Consider the following 15583-nt stretch of genomic DNA (forward strand, 5'->3'; position numbering starts at 1 on the left):
GTGGAGGCTTGCGCACAGCAACGGCAGACGGGGAAGGACCCGCCGAAGCAGGACTGAGTCCTCAGCGTCGTCAAGGCGAGCGGGTCCGCCGTCACCGTGCGGGGCGCCGCTCTTATGCCCTCCCCCTTTGTCGTCAGCGGTTACTGTTGGGAACTTATCGCCGTGTCTCAGCCGCGTTGTCAGCTTCGGGTCAGCCGACTGATCTCCTGGGGATCCAGCCCGGTGAGATGGGCGATACGCGGCGCAGGGGTACCGGCTGTCAGCACCCGGTGCACAAGCATCTCCCAGTCCTGAGCAACATCCCGGAAGTCCAGAAGCTCCCGCTCCATGTCCGCCACGGGTGGGGGCGCGCACTCTTGCTGTACGCGCACGGCTTCCTCGTCGCTCTGCCGATTGTCGGGCTGGCGGCACACCGACCTCGTGATGACGGCACCGCACATGCAGTGCCGTCATCACGAGGTCAGAGCAGCCCGGTGTCGTATCCGCACACCCAGCTGAGCGCCGCGCGGATCCCTCGCAGATAGTCGTGGTTGCCGGGCGAGTCGTTGGGGTTCTCCAACTGGACTGTCGCCGCGTCCAGTTCGGCCGTCAGCACCGCCAGATCTGGGGCGTGAGGAACCCCCCGGCCTGTGACCGGGGAGCTCCCGGAGCGCCCCAGTACCCACTGGAATGCCGCCACTTCTCCCGCTTGAAACTGCGGCGAGCCCGCGCCATGACCGCCTGTTAGGTCATTGAGTACCGTCTCGACATCGACGCATAGGCGTACGCCTGCGCGCGAGGCTTGGCTGCCACCGCTGTCTTCGCCAGTCATCACCCTCCATCCGTACCAATTCGCCCGCGGCGGAGGTCCGCTCTTCGAGGCTACGGTATGAGGCGCACACAAGATCGGAAGGCGCCCATGCTAGTGAGACCTCCGGGCTGGTGTCCTACGACCGCCGGCGTGCTGTCGCAGCCTTCGTGCTTCGGAAGCCGCCTTCGACTTGACCGCGGGATGTGCGATACCCAGAACCGCCGACAGCGGCAGGGACAGGGTGCGGGCGAGTTCCCTCAGTTCGTCGTCGGTGGGGTGGATGGGGCCATTGGCACCGTCTTCTGCGAACGCCTTGACCCGAGGGGTACGAATACCGGTCTGCTCGGCGACGGCCTGGGCCGTCAAATGACGGCGGCGCATCGTGTGCTGGATCAGTCGCGCGAGATCGTCCATCTTCTCTCTCCTGTCCGGTCAGCCACCTGAAGGCCCGGCTCGCCGGGATCGCCTGCTGCTGCGTCGGCCCCTGTGACATCCCTGGTTCGCTGGCTCGTCCCAGCATGGCGTGTTCTTTGGCTGTAGTGACGCGCCTACCCTCGACGTTCGTTATGACCCCACGGTCACCCGAACGGCTGTCGTCGATGACCCACATGACGAGGGCGATGCGGCTGTACCGACGTAAAAGATCGACTCAGAAAGACGCGAGCAGCGAGACACCAACGCCACCCGCCTGACGGCCGGTGCGCAAAAGAGGCACCAGGAGGCACCGCTCCTCTGCGGTGTCGTCCTGTCACGGAGCGGGCTGGTCATCGTTGGATGCCGTGTCACGCCCCCAGTGAGGTGACCCCGGTTTGGTGGAGTCCCTTCAAGGGGGCCCCGGTTGGAGCGGCTCACCTCGCATGGTGGAGGATGCGGGACGGGAGGGGATTTGAATGCGTTCAAAAGCGTGGCCGGTGCAGAGGCAGGCGCGTGTGGGGGACAGGTTCGGCGCGGTGCTGGCGGCTTCGATGTCGGTGCTGTTCGTCGAGGCTGTGATCGGTGCGATCGCGTTCGTGGTGTGGGGGCAGACCCAGGAGCGTCCAGGGTTGTCCTACAACGCGATGTCGGTCATCTTCCTGGTGGTGATGGCGCCGTTCGGGGCGGCGGCGGGAGCTGCGTGCGGCGCCCTGCTGTCGGTCGGGGTGGTGATGCCGGTGCTGGTTGTGGCCGGATGGCTCGGCCGCCGGCTCTCGCGACGCGAGGCGTGGTGGTGGGTCCCGGCGCTGGCGGCCACCGGAACTGCCCCCTTCGCCCTGGCCGCGGCGATGCTCGCGCGGACCGGTCTCCTGGCGGGCCTGGGGGTATGGCTCGCGGTGACCGCGGCGCTCGCCGCCACGGTGCTGGTCGCCCGAAGGTTGCTGCTGGTGGACCGCCCGTGGCTCTCCGGCGGCGCGATGTTCGGGCGGGTGGCGCTGCACGGGACGCTCGCCGTCGTCGCCGCCGGCACGCTCGCCGGCATCGGCCTGTGGGCCGGGATCGGATACGAGCCTCCGCGGCTGAGCACGGAGCAGGTCACCGGCACCTGGTCCGACGCAAGAGGCGGCACGCTCATTCTCACGGCGGATGGCAGGGCCACGGCGACCCGCGTCGAGACGTTCGCCGACTCCGACGACGTTTTGGAACCGGTGGTGCACAGGTGCACCGGCACCGGTACCTGGGAGTACACACGGGGTACCGGGCCGTGGTCCCAGGAGGTGGATGTGTCTGTCGACGACTGCCCCATGGACACCTGGGAGGTGTTCGGGACCCGCGAGCACCCCAAGCTGTACGTCTACATCGGCGACCCCGACAACTGGAACCTCTACATCCTGCAACGCCGTGGCCGGCCCGTATCTTTCGGATCCCGCCGCGACGAGCCTGCAAGGCGCAGTTATGCCTCGGCGCCGAACCACGCAGGTGGTGCGGTGTTCGGTGAAGATGCTGTTCCCGATTCTCGGGTGTGCCAGCTGTCTGACTTGACCTTGGTGATGGACCAGTACTTGGCTGGGCAGACGATGAAAACATCATCAGTGTGTACAGCGGGATGAGCAGGGGTGCAGTGATGCGTTCCGCGGTGGTCAGTCCGGGCCTGAGGATGGCGTAGAAGAGGGCCTCAGCGGCCATGAAGACGCCAGCGGTGGCGAAGGCGTGAGGCAGGAAGGCGATGGTTCCGCCCTTCCACATGTTCACGGCTAGGCCGATGTAGAGGATCTGCAGCAGGACCTCGGTGCAGACCTCAATGAGCCGGGTTGCCATCGACGCCGTGGGCAAGATTGGTCAGTTCCCAGGGGATGAAGCGCCAGCCGGACTTGCCCCAGCGAAGCCGCTGGCGATAGGTCCCCTTGACGGTCTCCGGCATGTCGGTGGTGACGTAGGCGCGGGGAACCGACACGACGCGTCCGCGCAATGCGTGCGCGATCGCACGCTTCCGGAGGTGCAGCCCCAGGCCTGTAACCTGCACAAATAGACAACCCGCCTTGGATCGACGCAGGCGGACTTGAACGAATTCGATCTTCACAACTCTCTGCGGGCGTGGAATATGCTCGGGCACGATGACGACGTGCCCGATGCCAGCCGCCGGTGCTTGTGGGAGGAGTCGGCGCGTGAGTCGCCGACCCGGTCGCACTCGGCCAGGGTGCCGTCCAGCAGGATGAAGCCGGGGTCGGCCTCTCGTAGGACCTTCACTGCTCTGCGAGAGTGGACCACCGTCACCAGATCCGAACTCTTCCCAGGTACCGCCGCCGACCGCCGGAACCGGCCCCGGGACTATGTGGGCCCGTGCGGTCGCAGGCCAGGCCCCGGGAGTCCCAAACTGGGCGGGGCCGCTCCGCGTGCCTTCAGCAACACCAACACCTCACGCTGCAAGGGGGAATGTCGCTAAGGTCTCGTGCGGTGAACATGGATGAATCCGGACTGACCAAGGCGGTTGCTGATGCGCTGGGCGCTCAGCGCACCGCTGCCCTTGCGGAACTCACCGACCGTGTCACCGCGCTGCGCCGCATGAGCGAGGATGCGGGAACCACCGAAGTGCTGCTGACCCCCCTGACAGGCCGCGCTGCGGAAAAGTGGGAGCGCCTCGCCCGGCGGGAGGCTGAGGACTGGGTCTATGTCCGTTCCGACGATGGCGCAACTGTCCTTGCCGTGGACCAGGCATCCGAAGCCGGAGCCCGCGATCCGGCGGCAGCTGTTGTCTACCCTGAGCTGCACACGCGACTGGTCAGCTGGTGGCTCGTCCACGCCTGGCGCAGCGCCGACCTCTTCGCTGACAGCCTGGACAACCTGACCCGGTGGCGTATCACCCCCGGCGCGGTCACGGCCCGGGCTCTCATCGAAGAAGCAGGAGCACTGGTAGACGAGGAGAACGCCATCGCCGAGGCATGGCGGACCGGCAAAGCCGCCGCCAAAGACGCCTTGAAACGTCCCGCCCTTGTCCGCGAGGCGCTCGCTCCCGTCCTGCTGAAGGCCGGGTTTGGTTCAAGGATGACCGGCAGCAACGAAAAGCTCCAGGCCACCAACGTCCTGACCCTCGTGAAGAAGTTGACCAAAGCGACGGGCGATGACAGATTTCCGAAGTGGTATGACCTGCTCTCCGACGCCGCGCACCCCGCCTTCGGAGCCAGAATCGCCTTCGCCACACCTCCGCTCGTACACACCTCAAGTGCTGTCACGGTGCGCAGTTACGCCCGATCTCCCATGTCGCTCGCTGATGGAGAATCGGTCCAAGTTCTGGAACCGACCGTCGCCTTCGCAGTTGCTGACTCCCTGATCTCCGTCGGCACCCACATGTTGAACGTTCTCGAAGACGGCCTGGCCGTCGTGGACGACTTCGGCCTGACGACATCAGCGGCAACGCTCACCCGCCGTACGTACTGGCGCGCCTTCCACCCCACGCGCGGCAGCCGCGCCTGCCCCTGCGGCCGCGGTAAGTGGTCCGCCTGCGGTCACCACTGGGGAAACCAGATCCGCAGCCGTTGATCACCAGAGCGGCACGGCAACGCCAGACGTACGGCCGCTGCTGCCCTGGATCCCCAACGCCGAGGTCCCCTCGGGCCGCGGCGAGCTGCCCGCCCTGCTGCGCGGCTACCTGCGGCTCGGCGCGTGGGTGCGCGGCGAGCCCGCGCACGACCCCGATGCGGGGTCGCCGACCTGTACGTGCTGCTGTCGATGCGCCGGGTCAACCCGCGCTATCTGCGGCACTTCCTCTCCCTCGTGCCGGCCTGTAGGTGTCGAAGGCGTCTTCGGCGGCCTGGCAGGCCTCTTCGACCTCGGCCGTGCTCGCCTGGTGGTACGGCGGGTCGAGCGGACGGCCGGTACAGGCGTCGAGGGAGCGCACTTCGGCGCCCGTACCGGTGACGCGCCTGTCGGCGATGAACATCGCACCCGTCAGGTCGACGGCAGGTGGTCGTGGGGCGGACTCGCGGGGCGGGGGAGGGGCGCTCATGGGGCTCCTGCGGGAACGGCGGGGGATCAGGCGGTGGGGGTGTGGTACTTGGCGATCAGCGCACTGAGTTCCCCGAACTCCGGCGGGGTCAGATCAGTCAGCGGCGGGCGGACGGGGCCCGCGCTGTGCCCGGTCGCGGTCATGCCGGCCTTGACGATGCTGACGGCGTAACCGGCCTGTCGGTTGCGGATCTCGGTGTAGGGCAGGACGAAGTCGGCGAGCAGGCGGGTGACCGTGTCGTGGCGGCGGGTGCGGACCGCAGCGAAGAAGTCGAGGGCGAACTCCGGCAGGAAGTTGAAGATGGCGGAGGAGTAGGTGGTGACTCCGAGTTCCAGGTAGGGCAGGGCGAACGTCTCGGCGGTGGGCAGGCCGCCGATGTAGATGAGGCGCTCGCCGAGACGGGTGTGGATGCGGGTCATGGTGTCGATGTCGCCCACACCGTCCTTGTAGCCGATGAGGTTGGGGCAGTTCTCGGCGAGGCGGGCGATGGTGTCGGCGGAGTAGACGGCGTTCGCGCGGCTGTAGACGACGACGCCGAGGGAGGTGGAGCGGCAGACGGCTTCGACGTGGCGGGCGAGGCCTTCCTGGCCGGCTTCGGTGAGGTAGGGCGGGAAGAGCAGGATGCCGTCGGCGCCCGCCCGCTCGGCTGCGGCGGCGAGCTCGATCGCGGTGGTCGTGCCGTAGCCTGCCGGGGCCAGGATCGGCGTGTTGCCGGGCGCGCTGTCCGCGGCCGCGGTGACGACCTGCTCCACTTCGGCGGGGCTCAGGGAGAAGAACTCTCCGGTGCCGCCCGCTGCGAAGAGACCACCGACGTCGTACTTGGCCAGCCGGACGATGTTCTCCCGGTAGGCGTCCTCGTTGAAGGACAGGTCGTCGTCGAAGTGGGTCACGGGGAAGGACAGCAGTCCGGAGCCGAGGCGGCTGCGCAGTTGGGCCGGGGTGAAGGACGTCATGGGTGCTCCTGAAGGTCACGGGTCGATGGGGTGGGGTAGGGCGGCGTGGGATCGGGACCGGGAAGGCGCTTCGGCCACCGACGTGGCGACGGCGTGGCAGACGGCAGGACGCGGTGGGCCCGGCACGGGCAGCGCGGTTGTCCGTGCCGGCGCTGCCCGCGCCGGGGTCAGGCACTGCACGCGGGCAGGGCTCGCAACGAGATCGGCCGGTGCCCGTGCCAGACCGCACGAGGGTCCCGACGCGGCGGCCGGAGGGCGGCGGGTCGGCTCAGGGGCGGGAGCCCACCTCGTGCTCGGCGGTCGTCCAGGCACGCGCCTGATCGCTGAGGGTGAAGCCGAGGCCGGGGCGGGCGGAGACGTACATGCGTCCGTCCTTGATCTCCAGGCGCTCGTTGAACAGCGGCTCCAGCCAGTCGAAGTGCTCCACCCACGGCTCGATGGGGTAGGCGGCGGCGAGGTGGAGGTGGATCTCCATCGCGAAGTGCGGTGCGAGTTGCAGGTGGTGGTGCTCGGCGAGGTGGGCGAGCTTGAGGAACTGCGTGATGCCGCCGATGCGGGGAGCGTCGGGCTGGATGATGTCGCAGGCGCCCAGCCGGATCAGCTCGACGTGCTCGGCGACGCTGGCCAGCATCTCGCCGGTGGCGACGGGGGTGTCCAGAGACGCGGCGAGCGCGGCGTGCCCCTGGGCGTCGTAGGCGTCGAGGGGCTCCTCGATCCAGACGAGGTTGAACTCCTCCATGGCGCGGCCCATGCGCTGGGCGGTGGGCCGGTCCCACTGCTGGTTGGCGTCGGCCATGAGCGGGACGCCGTCGCCGATGTGTTCCCGCACGGCGGTGAGGCGGGCAAGGTCGAAGGCGCCGTCGGGATGACCCACCTTGATCTTGATGCCGCCTATGCCTTGGCTCAGCGACGCGTCCGCGTTGTCCAGGACCTGCTGGGTCGGGGTGTGCAGGAAGCCGCCGGAGGTGTTGTAGCAGCGGACCGAGTCCCGGTGGGCGCCGAGCAGCTTGGCCAGCGGCAGACCCGCCCGCTTGGCCTTCAGGTCCCACAAGGCGATGTCGAAGGCCGCGATCGCCTGCGTGGCCAAGCCGCTGCGGCCCACGGAGGCTCCGGCCCAGACGAGCTTGGTCCAGATCTTGCCGATGTCGCTGGGGTCCTCGCCGATCAGGTTGTCGGCGATCTCCCGGGCGTGCGCGAACTGGCCGGCTCCGCCCGCGCGCTTGGAGTAGCTGAAACCGATGCCCTCGTGCCCCTGCTCGGTGATGACCTCCACGAAGAGGAGAGCGACCTCCGTCATCGGCTTCTGCCGGCCGGTGAGGACCTTGGCGTCGCTGATCGGCGTGGCCAGCGGCAGCGTGATGGAGGACAGGCGCAGCCAGGCGATGCGGTCGAGGGTGGCTTCGCCCGCGGCATGGGCGGCCTGGACTGTCGTGTTCGTCGTGGTCACCACTTCGTGTCCCTGTTCTGACGCTGTTGGAATCTTACGGGCCGCTGAGGATCGCGGCGGTTTGCCGGCCCTGCGGCAGTGAGATGCGGAGCAGGCGGGAGCGATGTCCGCCCACTAGCCGTTCGCGCACCGTCCACCCGGTGCCGCCGCAAAAGCGGCTCCCGGAAACGACCGGTGCTGCCGCGGGCGGCCCCCGGAAGAGACCGGTACCGGTGCCGCCGCGAACAGCGACCGGAGAAAGGACCGGCGCCGCTGCGGGCAACCCGGCGAAGACCGGTATGTGCCTATTGGTCAGGAACACGGCCGGGTCGCACCCTTTCTGGCTCTGCCCGCGGCCCGTGGCCGTGGAGAGCGGCCGGAGAGGCGGAGATCACCCTGTCGATCACCGTCGACGCTACGTCCGCTATTGATATACGTCCAACATAGTTTTTGGATGTTGCAATACAAGGAGGGCATCAATGTTCACGCTCGCCCAGCTCACGGGTTTCGTGGCCGTCGCAGAGGAACTGCACTTCGGGCGGGCGGCCGAGCGGCTGCGCATGACCCAGCCGCCACTCAGTCGGCAAATCCAGCTCCTGGAGAATGGCTTGCAGGTGCGCCTGCTGGACCGGACCAACCGGGCCGTCCGGCTGACACCGGCCGGGCGTGCCTTCCTGGTCGAGGCCCGGCGCCTGCTGAAGCAGGCCGAGACGGCCACCTTGTCCGCGCGCCGGGTAGCGGCGGGTGGGGCGGGGAATCTCGCGGTCGGCTTCACCGCGGCCGGTGCGTACGCCGTCCTGGGCGCCCTGCTGGAGTTGATCAGGGACGCGCTGCCGGAGGTGGAGGTGACGCTGAAGGAGATGGTGACCCGTGACCAACTGGAGCAACTGCGCGAGGGCGGACTGGACCTGGGCCTGGTCCGTCCGCCGGTCACCGCGGTCGATCTGGAGGCCCGGCAGGCGCTGCGCGAACCGCTGCTGGCCGCGTTGCCCGTGGGACATCCGCTGGCCGCAGGTGACGGGCCGCTGCACCTCTCCGCGTTCGAAGGCCAGCCGCTGATCATGTACTCGCCGGTGGAGGCCCGCTACTTCCACGACCTGCTGGTCAGCGTCTTCCGCACCGCCCGGGTCACCCCCGTCTACACCCAATACCTCAGTCAGGTGCACAGCATCCTCGCCCTGGTCGGCGGCGGCTGGGGCGTGGCGCTGGTGCCGGCTGCCGCCGGCCACCTCAGGTACGCCACCGTCGTCTTCAGGCCGGTGGAGCTGCCCGGTGACCCGGAACCAGTCGAACTGAGCCTGGCCTGGCGGCGTGACAACGACAACCCGGCCCTGCACGCTCTGCTCGACCGGGTCGCCGACGGCATCGCGCTGCCTCGACCCCACCCGGACCTGGGCTGACCTGCGGAGCGGACGCTGGCAGGGAGCCGGGGGAGAGTCGCGGGTGTGTGTACCCGTCGGCAGCGGTCCGCACGGCCGGACCATGGGCCGGCGATGCTCGGCGGGTATCAGTCGATACAAATTTGATTATGGACCGGCATCGTATGCAGGTCTAACGTCTCTGCCCAGCCGCCGTGGCGTGTTTCCGCTTGCTGGGTCCCCTTTCCTGACCGTTGCCCGACGGCCCTTCCGTACTTCCCGCCTTCTGTCCCGGTTCGACGGAGAAACGGACAGCGTATGCCCCTCGTTGTCGTCGGAATCAGCGTGCTGGTTCTGCTCTTCCTCATGACGAAGCTGAAGGTCAACGGCTTCGTCGCCCTGCTGTTCGTGTCCATCGCGGTGGCACTGGTGCAGGGCATACCCATGGCCAAGCTGCCCGACGTCCTCAGTGAGGGCATCGGCGGCCAGCTCGGCGACTCGATGATCACCATCGGGCTCGGCGCCATGATCGGACGTGTCATGGGTGACAGCGGTGCCGCCCAGCGCATCGCGGACAGCCTGGTCGACGCGTTCGGCGCACGCTGGGTGCAGCTCGCGATGGTCGTCACCTCCATGATCATCGGCGTGACCATGTTCTACGAGGTGGCCTTCGTCATCCTCGTGCCGGTCGCCTTCACCCTGGTGCGGCGGACCGGCAGCCGGCTGCTGTGGATCGGCCTGCCGATGTCGATCGCCCTGTCGACCATGCACAGCTTCCTGCCGCCCCATCCGGGCCCGACTGCCGTGGTCGGCACCTTCCACGCGTCCGTCGGCAAGACCCTCGCCATCGGCCTGCTGTTCAGCATCCCGTTCGCCGCGCTCATCGCGCTGGTGTGGCCGCGCCTGTCCTTCGTGCGGCGCATGGACCCGCCGATCCCCCAGGGACTGGTCTCCGACCGGCGGTTCACCGAGGAGGAGATGCCGCATCTGGGCTGGGCCCTGTCCGTCGCGCTCGTGCCGGTGGTTCTGATCGCCGGAGCCGCCGTCTACGACATGTGCGTCCCGGACGACGCCCCCGCGCTGCCGTTCGTCACCTTCATCGGATCCGCACCGGTCGCGCTGCTGTTCACCCTGCTCCTCGCGGGCTGGGCCTTCGGCCCGCGCATCGGGCGCAGCCTCCAGGACGTGGCGTCCTCCTGCGCCTCCGCCGCCCAGGCCATGTCCATGATCCTGCTGGTGATCGGCGCCGGCGGCGCGTTCAAGCAGGTCCTCACCGAAGGCGGCATCTCCGACTACATCAAGCACGTCACGTCCAGCTGGGACATCTCCCCGCTGATCCTCGCCTGGCTGATCGCGGTGATCCTGCGGGTGGCGCTCGGCTCGGCGACCGTCGCCGTCGTCACCGCCGCCGGAGTGGCGCACCCGCTGCTCGCCGGCAGCGGCGTCTCACCCGAACTCATGGTCCTCGCCGTGTCATGCGGCTCCATCGGCTTCTCCCACATGAACGACCCCGGCTTCTGGATGTTCAAGGAGTACTTCAACCTGTCGGTGCTCGACGCCATCAAGGCCCGCACCACCTACACCACAGCCCTTGCCGTCCTCGGCCTCGGCGGCGTACTGGCCCTCAACGCCGCCGGCTTCTGACCGCCCCCAGCCGCCGCAGCCGCAGCCGCATACGGCCGGCCCGCACCGCGGTCCGGCCGACGGCACCGCACCAACCAAGGAGCACCAGCGTGAGCCGCCCCACCGTCACCGATGTCGCCGTCTACCCGGTCGCCGGCCGCGACAGCATGGAACTGAACCTCTCCGGGGCTCACGCCCCGTACTTCACCCGCAACGTCGTCGTCCTCACCGACTCCGAGGGACGCACCGGCCTAGGCGAGGTCCCCGGCGGCGAGGCCATCACCCAGACCCTGCGGGACGCCGCACCCCTCATCCTCGGCGCTGCGGTGGCCGACTACAAGCGCGTGCTGCGTGAGATCGGTGCCCGCTTCGGCGACCGGGACGCCGGCGGCCGCGGCGCCCAGACATTCGACCTGCGCACCACCGTGCACGCCGTCACGGCCGTGGAATCCGCCCTCCTCGACCTGCTCGGCCAGCACCTGGAGGTCCCCGTCGCCGCCCTGCTGGGCGACGGCAAGCAGCGCGACTCCGTCCGCGTCCTCGGCTACCTCTTCTACGTCGGCGACCCCGACCGCACCGAGCTCGACTACCTCCGCGAGCCCGACGCCGAGGACGACTGGCACCGGCTGCGCCGCGAAGAAGCACTCACTCCTGAGGCGATCGTGCGCCTTGCCGAGGCCGCCGAACGCCGCTACGGCTTCCAGGACTTCAAACTCAAGGGCGGTGTGCTGTCCGGGCCCGAGGAGGTCGCCGCTGTCCGCGCCCTCAAGGAGCGCTTCCCCAAGGCTCGCATCACCCTCGACCCCAACGGCGCATGGTCGCTGCGCGAGGCCGTCGAGCTGTGCGCGCCGCTGCTGGGCACGCTGGCATACGCCGAGGACCCGTGCGGCGCCGAGGGCGGCTACTCGGGGCGGGAGATACTCGCCGAATTTCGCCGTGCCACCGGCCTGCCCACCGCCACCAACATGATCGCCACCGACTGGCGGCAGCTCACCCACGCGCTCGCCCTGCAGTCGGTCTCCATCCCGCTCGCCGACCCGCACTTCTGGACCATGCAAGGCTCCGTCCGCGTCGCCCAGTTGAGCAACGCGATGGGCTTGACCTGGGGTTGCCACTCCAACAACCACTTCGACATCTCCCTGGCCATGGTCGCCCACTGCGGTGCGGCGGCGCCGGGGCCGTACAACGCCCTCGACACACACTGGATCTGGCAAGAAGGCACCGAGCGGCTCACCGAGGACCCCCTGCGCATCGTCGGCGGCGAGATCGCCCTGCCGGACGCACCAGGCCTCGGCATCACCCTCGACAAGGACCGCCTGCTCGCCGCTCACGAGCTGTACCTGAGCAGGACCCTCGGCGCCCGGGACGACACACACGCCATGCGCTACCTCGTCCCGGACTGGACCTTCGACCCCAAGCGGCCCTGCCTGGTGCGGTGAGGCGGCCCGGCGGTCCGGTCGACATCCCAGGCTCGGCCATCCGCCGCCTGTCGCAGGCCCGCACCGCGGTGCGTGCGAGCCGGGATCGGCCGACGGCCGCGAGATGACCGAGGAAGAACACCGCCAGGCGGTCGCGAAACTCGGCCAGTTGTGGGCCATCATCGGCTTCGAACTCTTCCAGGGCGGCGTGCAGTTCCTCGCCTGCCACCTGCAGCGCCCTCAGGACCTTCTGGCCGCGCGCCAGCAGGAGTTCACCGAGCTGCCGCTCCTGGCGCCGCAGCACACCTGCTGACCTCCCGGGGCCCCGCGGTTGTGCCGGCCTGTGTGTGAGAGGCGTTGGCTGACTCCCGTGCCGGGCACGCCCGGTTCTGTGATTCTGGTCCTGGCGACTGGGGTGGTCTGTCGGCCGTGTTCGTGGCGTTCCCGCCGCGCCGACTGCGGGGCGCCACTGCGCGCCTGTCATGCATGACGCGATCGCGGTCACGTTCCGGTGAGGCGACCGTTCCGTGCTGGATCGAATTCGCGGGGCAACTCGTCGAGGTGACCTTTGCGGGGATGGTCGCGTCGCGGTGTGGGGGTGCGGGGCCGTCGGGCAGATGGCGGCGCCTGCCGCGATCCTGATGGGCCCGGTGGCGGGCCCCGACGTGTGTATCGAGGCAGTCGGCATGGAGGCCCATAGCGACAGTCCCGTACACCTCTACGACCAGGCCAAGCAGCAACCGCGGTTGCAGACGGACCGTCCCACTGCCGTACGGCAGGCCATCCACGCCTGCCGCAAGGGCGGCACAGTCTTCGTCCTCGGCGTCTTCGCCGGCGCCGTCGACAAGTTTCCCCTCGGCGCGGTGATCAACAAGGGCCTGACCCTACGCGGAGCCCAGCAGCACGGCCAGCGGTATGTCCCATGCTGCTGGACCACCTGGCTGCCGGTGATCTGAGCACAGCCCACCTGGCGACGCACAGCCTGTCCCTGGACGAGGCGCCGCGTGCCTACCGGATGTTCAAGGAGAAGGCGGACGGTTGCGTCCGATCGGTCATCCGGCCGGGCGCCTGACGGCGGGCGCGCGGGAGGCGTCAGCACAGGGCAGGATCACCAGACCACCGGCTGCCGCGGCCATGATCGAACGACGATGCCGCAGCGCCTCGGGAGGACGGCGCCGAGCAACGCGCCTCCGCTCTGCCTCCCGTCAGTATCGTGTCGTCGACTCCGGACATGGTGAGATCACTCGCCGACAGAAGCCCGGTCGGTCCCCGCCCCGGCCGGGAGAACGTCCGCTGCTGGTGTTCCGGGTGCGTTGCGGGAACCACCAGCGCAAACGTCCTTCACGCTCACACGTGCAGTGTCGGCCCTGCCCGAAGCTTTGGCTGGGCGGGACATCAGGCGGCAGTTTCCGCAGGTGAGAGGCGTGGACGTGCTGGGGGCAGGAGGCCGGTGTACGGTCGCCGTAGGACATGGACACGTGGATCCGTGCCTGGCGGACGGGCCGACGGTGGACACGTGCCCTAGGAGCGCCCATGTCTCAGCAGACGAACATCACCGCCCGGACCGCGGTCGCCGAGGCCGTCCGCGACGGCCGTTTTGACGCGTTCGAGCAGATCGTGGCGCCTGGTTCGATCGACCACGACCCAGGTCCCGGACGGATGCCGGGGCCCGACGGGTACAAGGCCCTGTTGGGCGCATTGCGAGCAGCCTTACCCGACCTGCATGTGGCGGTGGATCATCTGATGGCTACCGGTGAGGAGTTGGCCTTCGCCTACACCAGTGCTGGGACACATCGGGGACAGCTGATGGCACAGCCGCCGACCGGCAAGACGGTCGGCTACCGGGATGTGCAAACCAGCCGGTTTGACAGTATCGACAAGTTCACCGAGCGCTGGGCAGCAGCGACGAAGGCGGCATGCTCCGCCGACTCGGACTCGCTGAGATGTGACCTGGTCGGCGTGCCGAGCACACACTGACACATGTGCCTCACGTCGGCCCAAGGCCCGTCCGACTCCTAGGTGCGAGGTCCTGGTACTCCGACCGTGGACAAGCGAACAAATGCGGGCCGGCGCGCATCTCACCTCGTAAAGCCCCTCCCGTGCTCTTACGGCCCGCAGCGCGACGGGCACCGTCACGACATCCTGAAGGAGACCTGGCGATGAATCTCCCGTCGTACCGAGACCCCAGAAACGCGACAGCACCGACGCGGGTCTCCGGCCGGGCCAGGAACGCACGAAGGCTGAGCACGGCCGCTGCCGTCGCCGCGATGCTCCTGGCCGGCTGTGGCACGGGGACCCCCAAGGCGACCTCGCACTCCACCAGTGGCCCCGGCCTGTCTCCCGTCCCACCCGCTTCGCCCACCCGCTCCCACTCGTCCTTCGTTCCGGACCTCACCACCACCGCCACCGCGTGCACCAACAGTGCGAAGCTGGCTGGGTGGTCGAACCGCCGGCTGGCCATGCTGACCATCGCGGTCCCGGTGTCGGAAACCTCGGTGTCCGACGTCACCTCCGAGGTGAGCGCCGGCGCGGGCGGTGTGCTGCTCTTCGGCAGCAAGGCGCCGTCCGACCTCGGCTCACGGCTGAACACACTCAAATCCCATGTGCCGGGCCACCTGGGCCTGTTGGTCATGACCGACGAGGAGGGCGGCGGAATCCAGCGGATGTCGAACCTCGTCGGGTCCCTGCCCTGGGCCTCCTACATGGGCGCGCACTGGACCCCGGCCCAGGTTCAGCAGAACGTCACGAAGGTCGCCACCAAGATGGCGGCCGCCCAGGTCAACATGGACCTCGCGCCGGTGGTCGACGTCGACGGCAGGAACGTGGCCCCCAGCAAGACGAACCCCGACGGGTGGCGGTCGTTCAGCGGCAGCACCTCTGTGGTGTCCAAGGACGGTGCCGCGTACATGAACGGGTTGCGTGCCGGGCATGTGATACCTGTCGTCAAGCACTTCCCGGGCCTTGGCGGCTCCAGCTACAACTCCGACTTCGGCCCCGCCCGCACCTTGCCCTGGTCCACCCTGCAGAAGGTGGCCGTCCCGCCGTTCACCGCGGCCATCAAAGCCGGTGCCCCGGCCATCATGGTCGCCAACAACACCGTGCCAGGCCTGGGCACCAATCCGGCGAGCCTGTCACCTACCGTCATCACCTCCGAACTGCGCGGCAAGCTGGGCTTCAAGGGCCTGGTGCTCACCGACTCGCTCAGCGCCAAGGCGATCTCGGCCGCCGGGTTCAGCGTCTCCACGGCCGCCCTCCAAGCCCTGCGTTCCGGCGCCGACATGGTCATGTTCGACCTGAAGGGCAACATCAGCTCCCAGACCTCCTCGATCGCCACGGCGATCACGGACGCGGTGGCCGGCGGACATCTCTCCCGCAGCCGCCTCATCGACGCGGCGGGGCACGTTCTGGCCGTGCGGCACGTGAATCTCTGCTCCTGAGGCCAGCGTGCGAGTGGCGACTGTGAGCCCTTCTCCGAGGAGGGCGATCTGGTCGATCACTTGTGAACCGGCGCGTCACGGCTTGTTCCTCATGGTCGGACTGGTTACATTCCGTGATTGTCTCGGGCCGCCTGAGCCTTCTGTCACCGTCGTAGCGGGTG

15 protein-coding genes and 2 pseudogenes are annotated in these 15583 nt (G+C 68.7%); 10 read left to right on the forward strand and 7 right to left on the reverse strand.

Annotation, left to right across the window (positions count from 1 at the left end):
• Nucleotides 1-179: 179 nt before the first annotated feature.
• The 3 genes from AB0950_RS36415 to AB0950_RS36425 all read right to left on the reverse strand — a co-directional run bounded on the left by AB0950_RS36415 (nt 180) and on the right by AB0950_RS36425 (nt 1204).
• Complete coding sequence (locus tag AB0950_RS36415; protein ID WP_360161390.1) at nt 180-440, reverse strand: DUF6003 family protein; 261 nt, start codon at nt 438-440, stop codon at nt 180-182.
• A gap of 20 nt (nt 441-460) precedes the next feature.
• Nucleotides 461-595: a hypothetical protein gene (locus AB0950_RS36420; RefSeq protein WP_360161388.1), complete on the reverse strand. Its 135-nt coding sequence runs from the start codon at nt 593-595 to the stop codon at nt 461-463.
• Between the two features lie 306 nt (nt 596-901).
• Nucleotides 902-1204 carry an XRE family transcriptional regulator gene (locus AB0950_RS36425; RefSeq protein WP_360161386.1) on the reverse strand — a complete coding sequence of 101 codons (303 nt, stop codon included), beginning with the start codon at nt 1202-1204 and terminating at the stop codon, nt 902-904.
• 515 nt (nt 1205-1719) lie between these two features.
• On the opposite strand from AB0950_RS36425, the gene AB0950_RS36430 reads away from it, so the two are divergent.
• Complete coding sequence (locus AB0950_RS36430; protein WP_360161384.1) at nt 1720-2814, forward strand: hypothetical protein; 1095 nt, start codon at nt 1720-1722, stop codon at nt 2812-2814.
• Nucleotides 2815-3002: 188 nt separating this feature from the next.
• Here the strand turns inward: AB0950_RS36430 and AB0950_RS36435 are convergent, their stop codons facing one another.
• Both AB0950_RS36435 and AB0950_RS36440 read right to left on the reverse strand, forming a co-directional pair.
• Nucleotides 3003-3284, reverse strand: a complete 282-nt coding sequence (locus AB0950_RS36435; RefSeq protein WP_360161382.1) for a glycosyltransferase family 2 protein — start codon at nt 3282-3284, stop codon at nt 3003-3005.
• A 56-nt stretch (nt 3285-3340) separates the two neighbouring features.
• A pseudogene (locus AB0950_RS36440) lies at nt 3341-3451 on the reverse strand (IS5/IS1182 family transposase); the annotation flags it as partial.
• A 213-nt stretch (nt 3452-3664) separates the two neighbouring features.
• On the opposite strand from AB0950_RS36440, the gene AB0950_RS36445 reads away from it, so the two are divergent.
• Both AB0950_RS36445 and AB0950_RS36450 read left to right on the forward strand, forming a co-directional pair.
• Nucleotides 3665-4741 carry a hypothetical protein gene (locus tag AB0950_RS36445; RefSeq protein ID WP_360161432.1) on the forward strand — a complete coding sequence of 359 codons (1077 nt, stop codon included), beginning with the start codon at nt 3665-3667 and terminating at the stop codon, nt 4739-4741.
• A gap of 28 nt (nt 4742-4769) precedes the next feature.
• A pseudogene (locus AB0950_RS36450) lies at nt 4770-5119 on the forward strand (hypothetical protein); the annotation flags it as partial.
• 114 nt (nt 5120-5233) lie between these two features.
• On the opposite strand, the gene kdgD reads toward AB0950_RS36450, so the two are convergent.
• Nucleotides 5234-6160, reverse strand: coding sequence for a 5-dehydro-4-deoxyglucarate dehydratase (gene kdgD, locus AB0950_RS36455; RefSeq protein ID WP_360161380.1), 927 nt, complete (start codon nt 6158-6160; stop codon nt 5234-5236).
• Nucleotides 6161-6428: 268 nt separating this feature from the next.
• Entirely contained in the window at nt 6429-7610 is a 1182-nt protein-coding gene (locus tag AB0950_RS36460; RefSeq protein ID WP_360161378.1) for a mandelate racemase/muconate lactonizing enzyme family protein, read from the reverse strand.
• A 455-nt stretch (nt 7611-8065) separates the two neighbouring features.
• On the opposite strand from AB0950_RS36460, the gene AB0950_RS36465 reads away from it, so the two are divergent.
• The 7 genes from AB0950_RS36465 (at nt 8066) to AB0950_RS36495 (ending at nt 15422) form a co-directional block, all read left to right on the forward strand.
• Nucleotides 8066-8986, forward strand: coding sequence for a LysR substrate-binding domain-containing protein (locus AB0950_RS36465; RefSeq protein ID WP_360161376.1), 921 nt, complete (start codon nt 8066-8068; stop codon nt 8984-8986).
• 276 nt (nt 8987-9262) lie between these two features.
• Nucleotides 9263-10588, forward strand: coding sequence for a gluconate:H+ symporter (locus AB0950_RS36470; protein ID WP_366780374.1), 1326 nt, complete (start codon nt 9263-9265; stop codon nt 10586-10588).
• A gap of 89 nt (nt 10589-10677) precedes the next feature.
• On the forward strand, nt 10678-12006 hold the full coding sequence (locus AB0950_RS36475; RefSeq protein WP_360161372.1) for an enolase C-terminal domain-like protein: 1329 nt from the start codon (nt 10678-10680) through the stop codon (nt 12004-12006).
• Nucleotides 12007-12109: 103 nt separating this feature from the next.
• On the forward strand, nt 12110-12298 hold the full coding sequence (locus AB0950_RS36480) for a hypothetical protein (protein WP_360161370.1): 189 nt from the start codon (nt 12110-12112) through the stop codon (nt 12296-12298).
• A 373-nt stretch (nt 12299-12671) separates the two neighbouring features.
• Entirely contained in the window at nt 12672-12941 is a 270-nt protein-coding gene (locus tag AB0950_RS36485; protein ID WP_366780375.1) for a hypothetical protein, read from the forward strand.
• A 577-nt stretch (nt 12942-13518) separates the two neighbouring features.
• A complete protein-coding gene (locus AB0950_RS36490; RefSeq protein ID WP_366780376.1) occupies nt 13519-13962 on the forward strand; it encodes an ester cyclase in 444 nt (147 codons plus the stop codon).
• Between the two features lie 482 nt (nt 13963-14444).
• Nucleotides 14445-15422 (forward strand): glycoside hydrolase family 3 N-terminal domain-containing protein, encoded by a 978-nt coding sequence (locus tag AB0950_RS36495; RefSeq protein ID WP_366780377.1) that lies wholly within the window; start codon nt 14445-14447, stop codon nt 15420-15422.
• Nucleotides 15423-15583 lie beyond the last annotated feature (161 nt).

Source organism: Streptomyces sp. NPDC007189 (assembly GCF_040703635.1).
In the GTDB taxonomy this organism is placed as follows: domain Bacteria; phylum Actinomycetota; class Actinomycetes; order Streptomycetales; family Streptomycetaceae; genus Streptomyces.

Coding starts and splice junctions, on each gene's coding strand:
- AB0950_RS36415 (WP_360161390.1), bottom strand. CDS start 440: ATGTGCGGTGCCGTCATCACGAGGTCGGTGTGCCGCCAGCCCGACAAT.
- AB0950_RS36425 (WP_360161386.1), bottom strand. CDS start 1,204: ATGGACGATCTCGCGCGACTGATCCAGCACACGATGCGCCGCCGTCAT.
- AB0950_RS36445 (WP_360161432.1), top strand. CDS start 3,665: ATGGATGAATCCGGACTGACCAAGGCGGTTGCTGATGCGCTGGGCGCT.
- kdgD (WP_360161380.1), bottom strand. CDS start 6,160: ATGACGTCCTTCACCCCGGCCCAACTGCGCAGCCGCCTCGGCTCCGGA.
- AB0950_RS36465 (WP_360161376.1), top strand. CDS start 8,066: ATGTTCACGCTCGCCCAGCTCACGGGTTTCGTGGCCGTCGCAGAGGAA.
- AB0950_RS36470 (WP_366780374.1), top strand. CDS start 9,263: ATGCCCCTCGTTGTCGTCGGAATCAGCGTGCTGGTTCTGCTCTTCCTC.
- AB0950_RS36480 (WP_360161370.1), top strand. CDS start 12,110: ATGACCGAGGAAGAACACCGCCAGGCGGTCGCGAAACTCGGCCAGTTG.
- AB0950_RS36485 (WP_366780375.1), top strand. CDS start 12,672: ATGGAGGCCCATAGCGACAGTCCCGTACACCTCTACGACCAGGCCAAG.
- AB0950_RS36490 (WP_366780376.1), top strand. CDS start 13,519: ATGTCTCAGCAGACGAACATCACCGCCCGGACCGCGGTCGCCGAGGCC.
- AB0950_RS36495 (WP_366780377.1), top strand. CDS start 14,445: ATGCTGACCATCGCGGTCCCGGTGTCGGAAACCTCGGTGTCCGACGTC.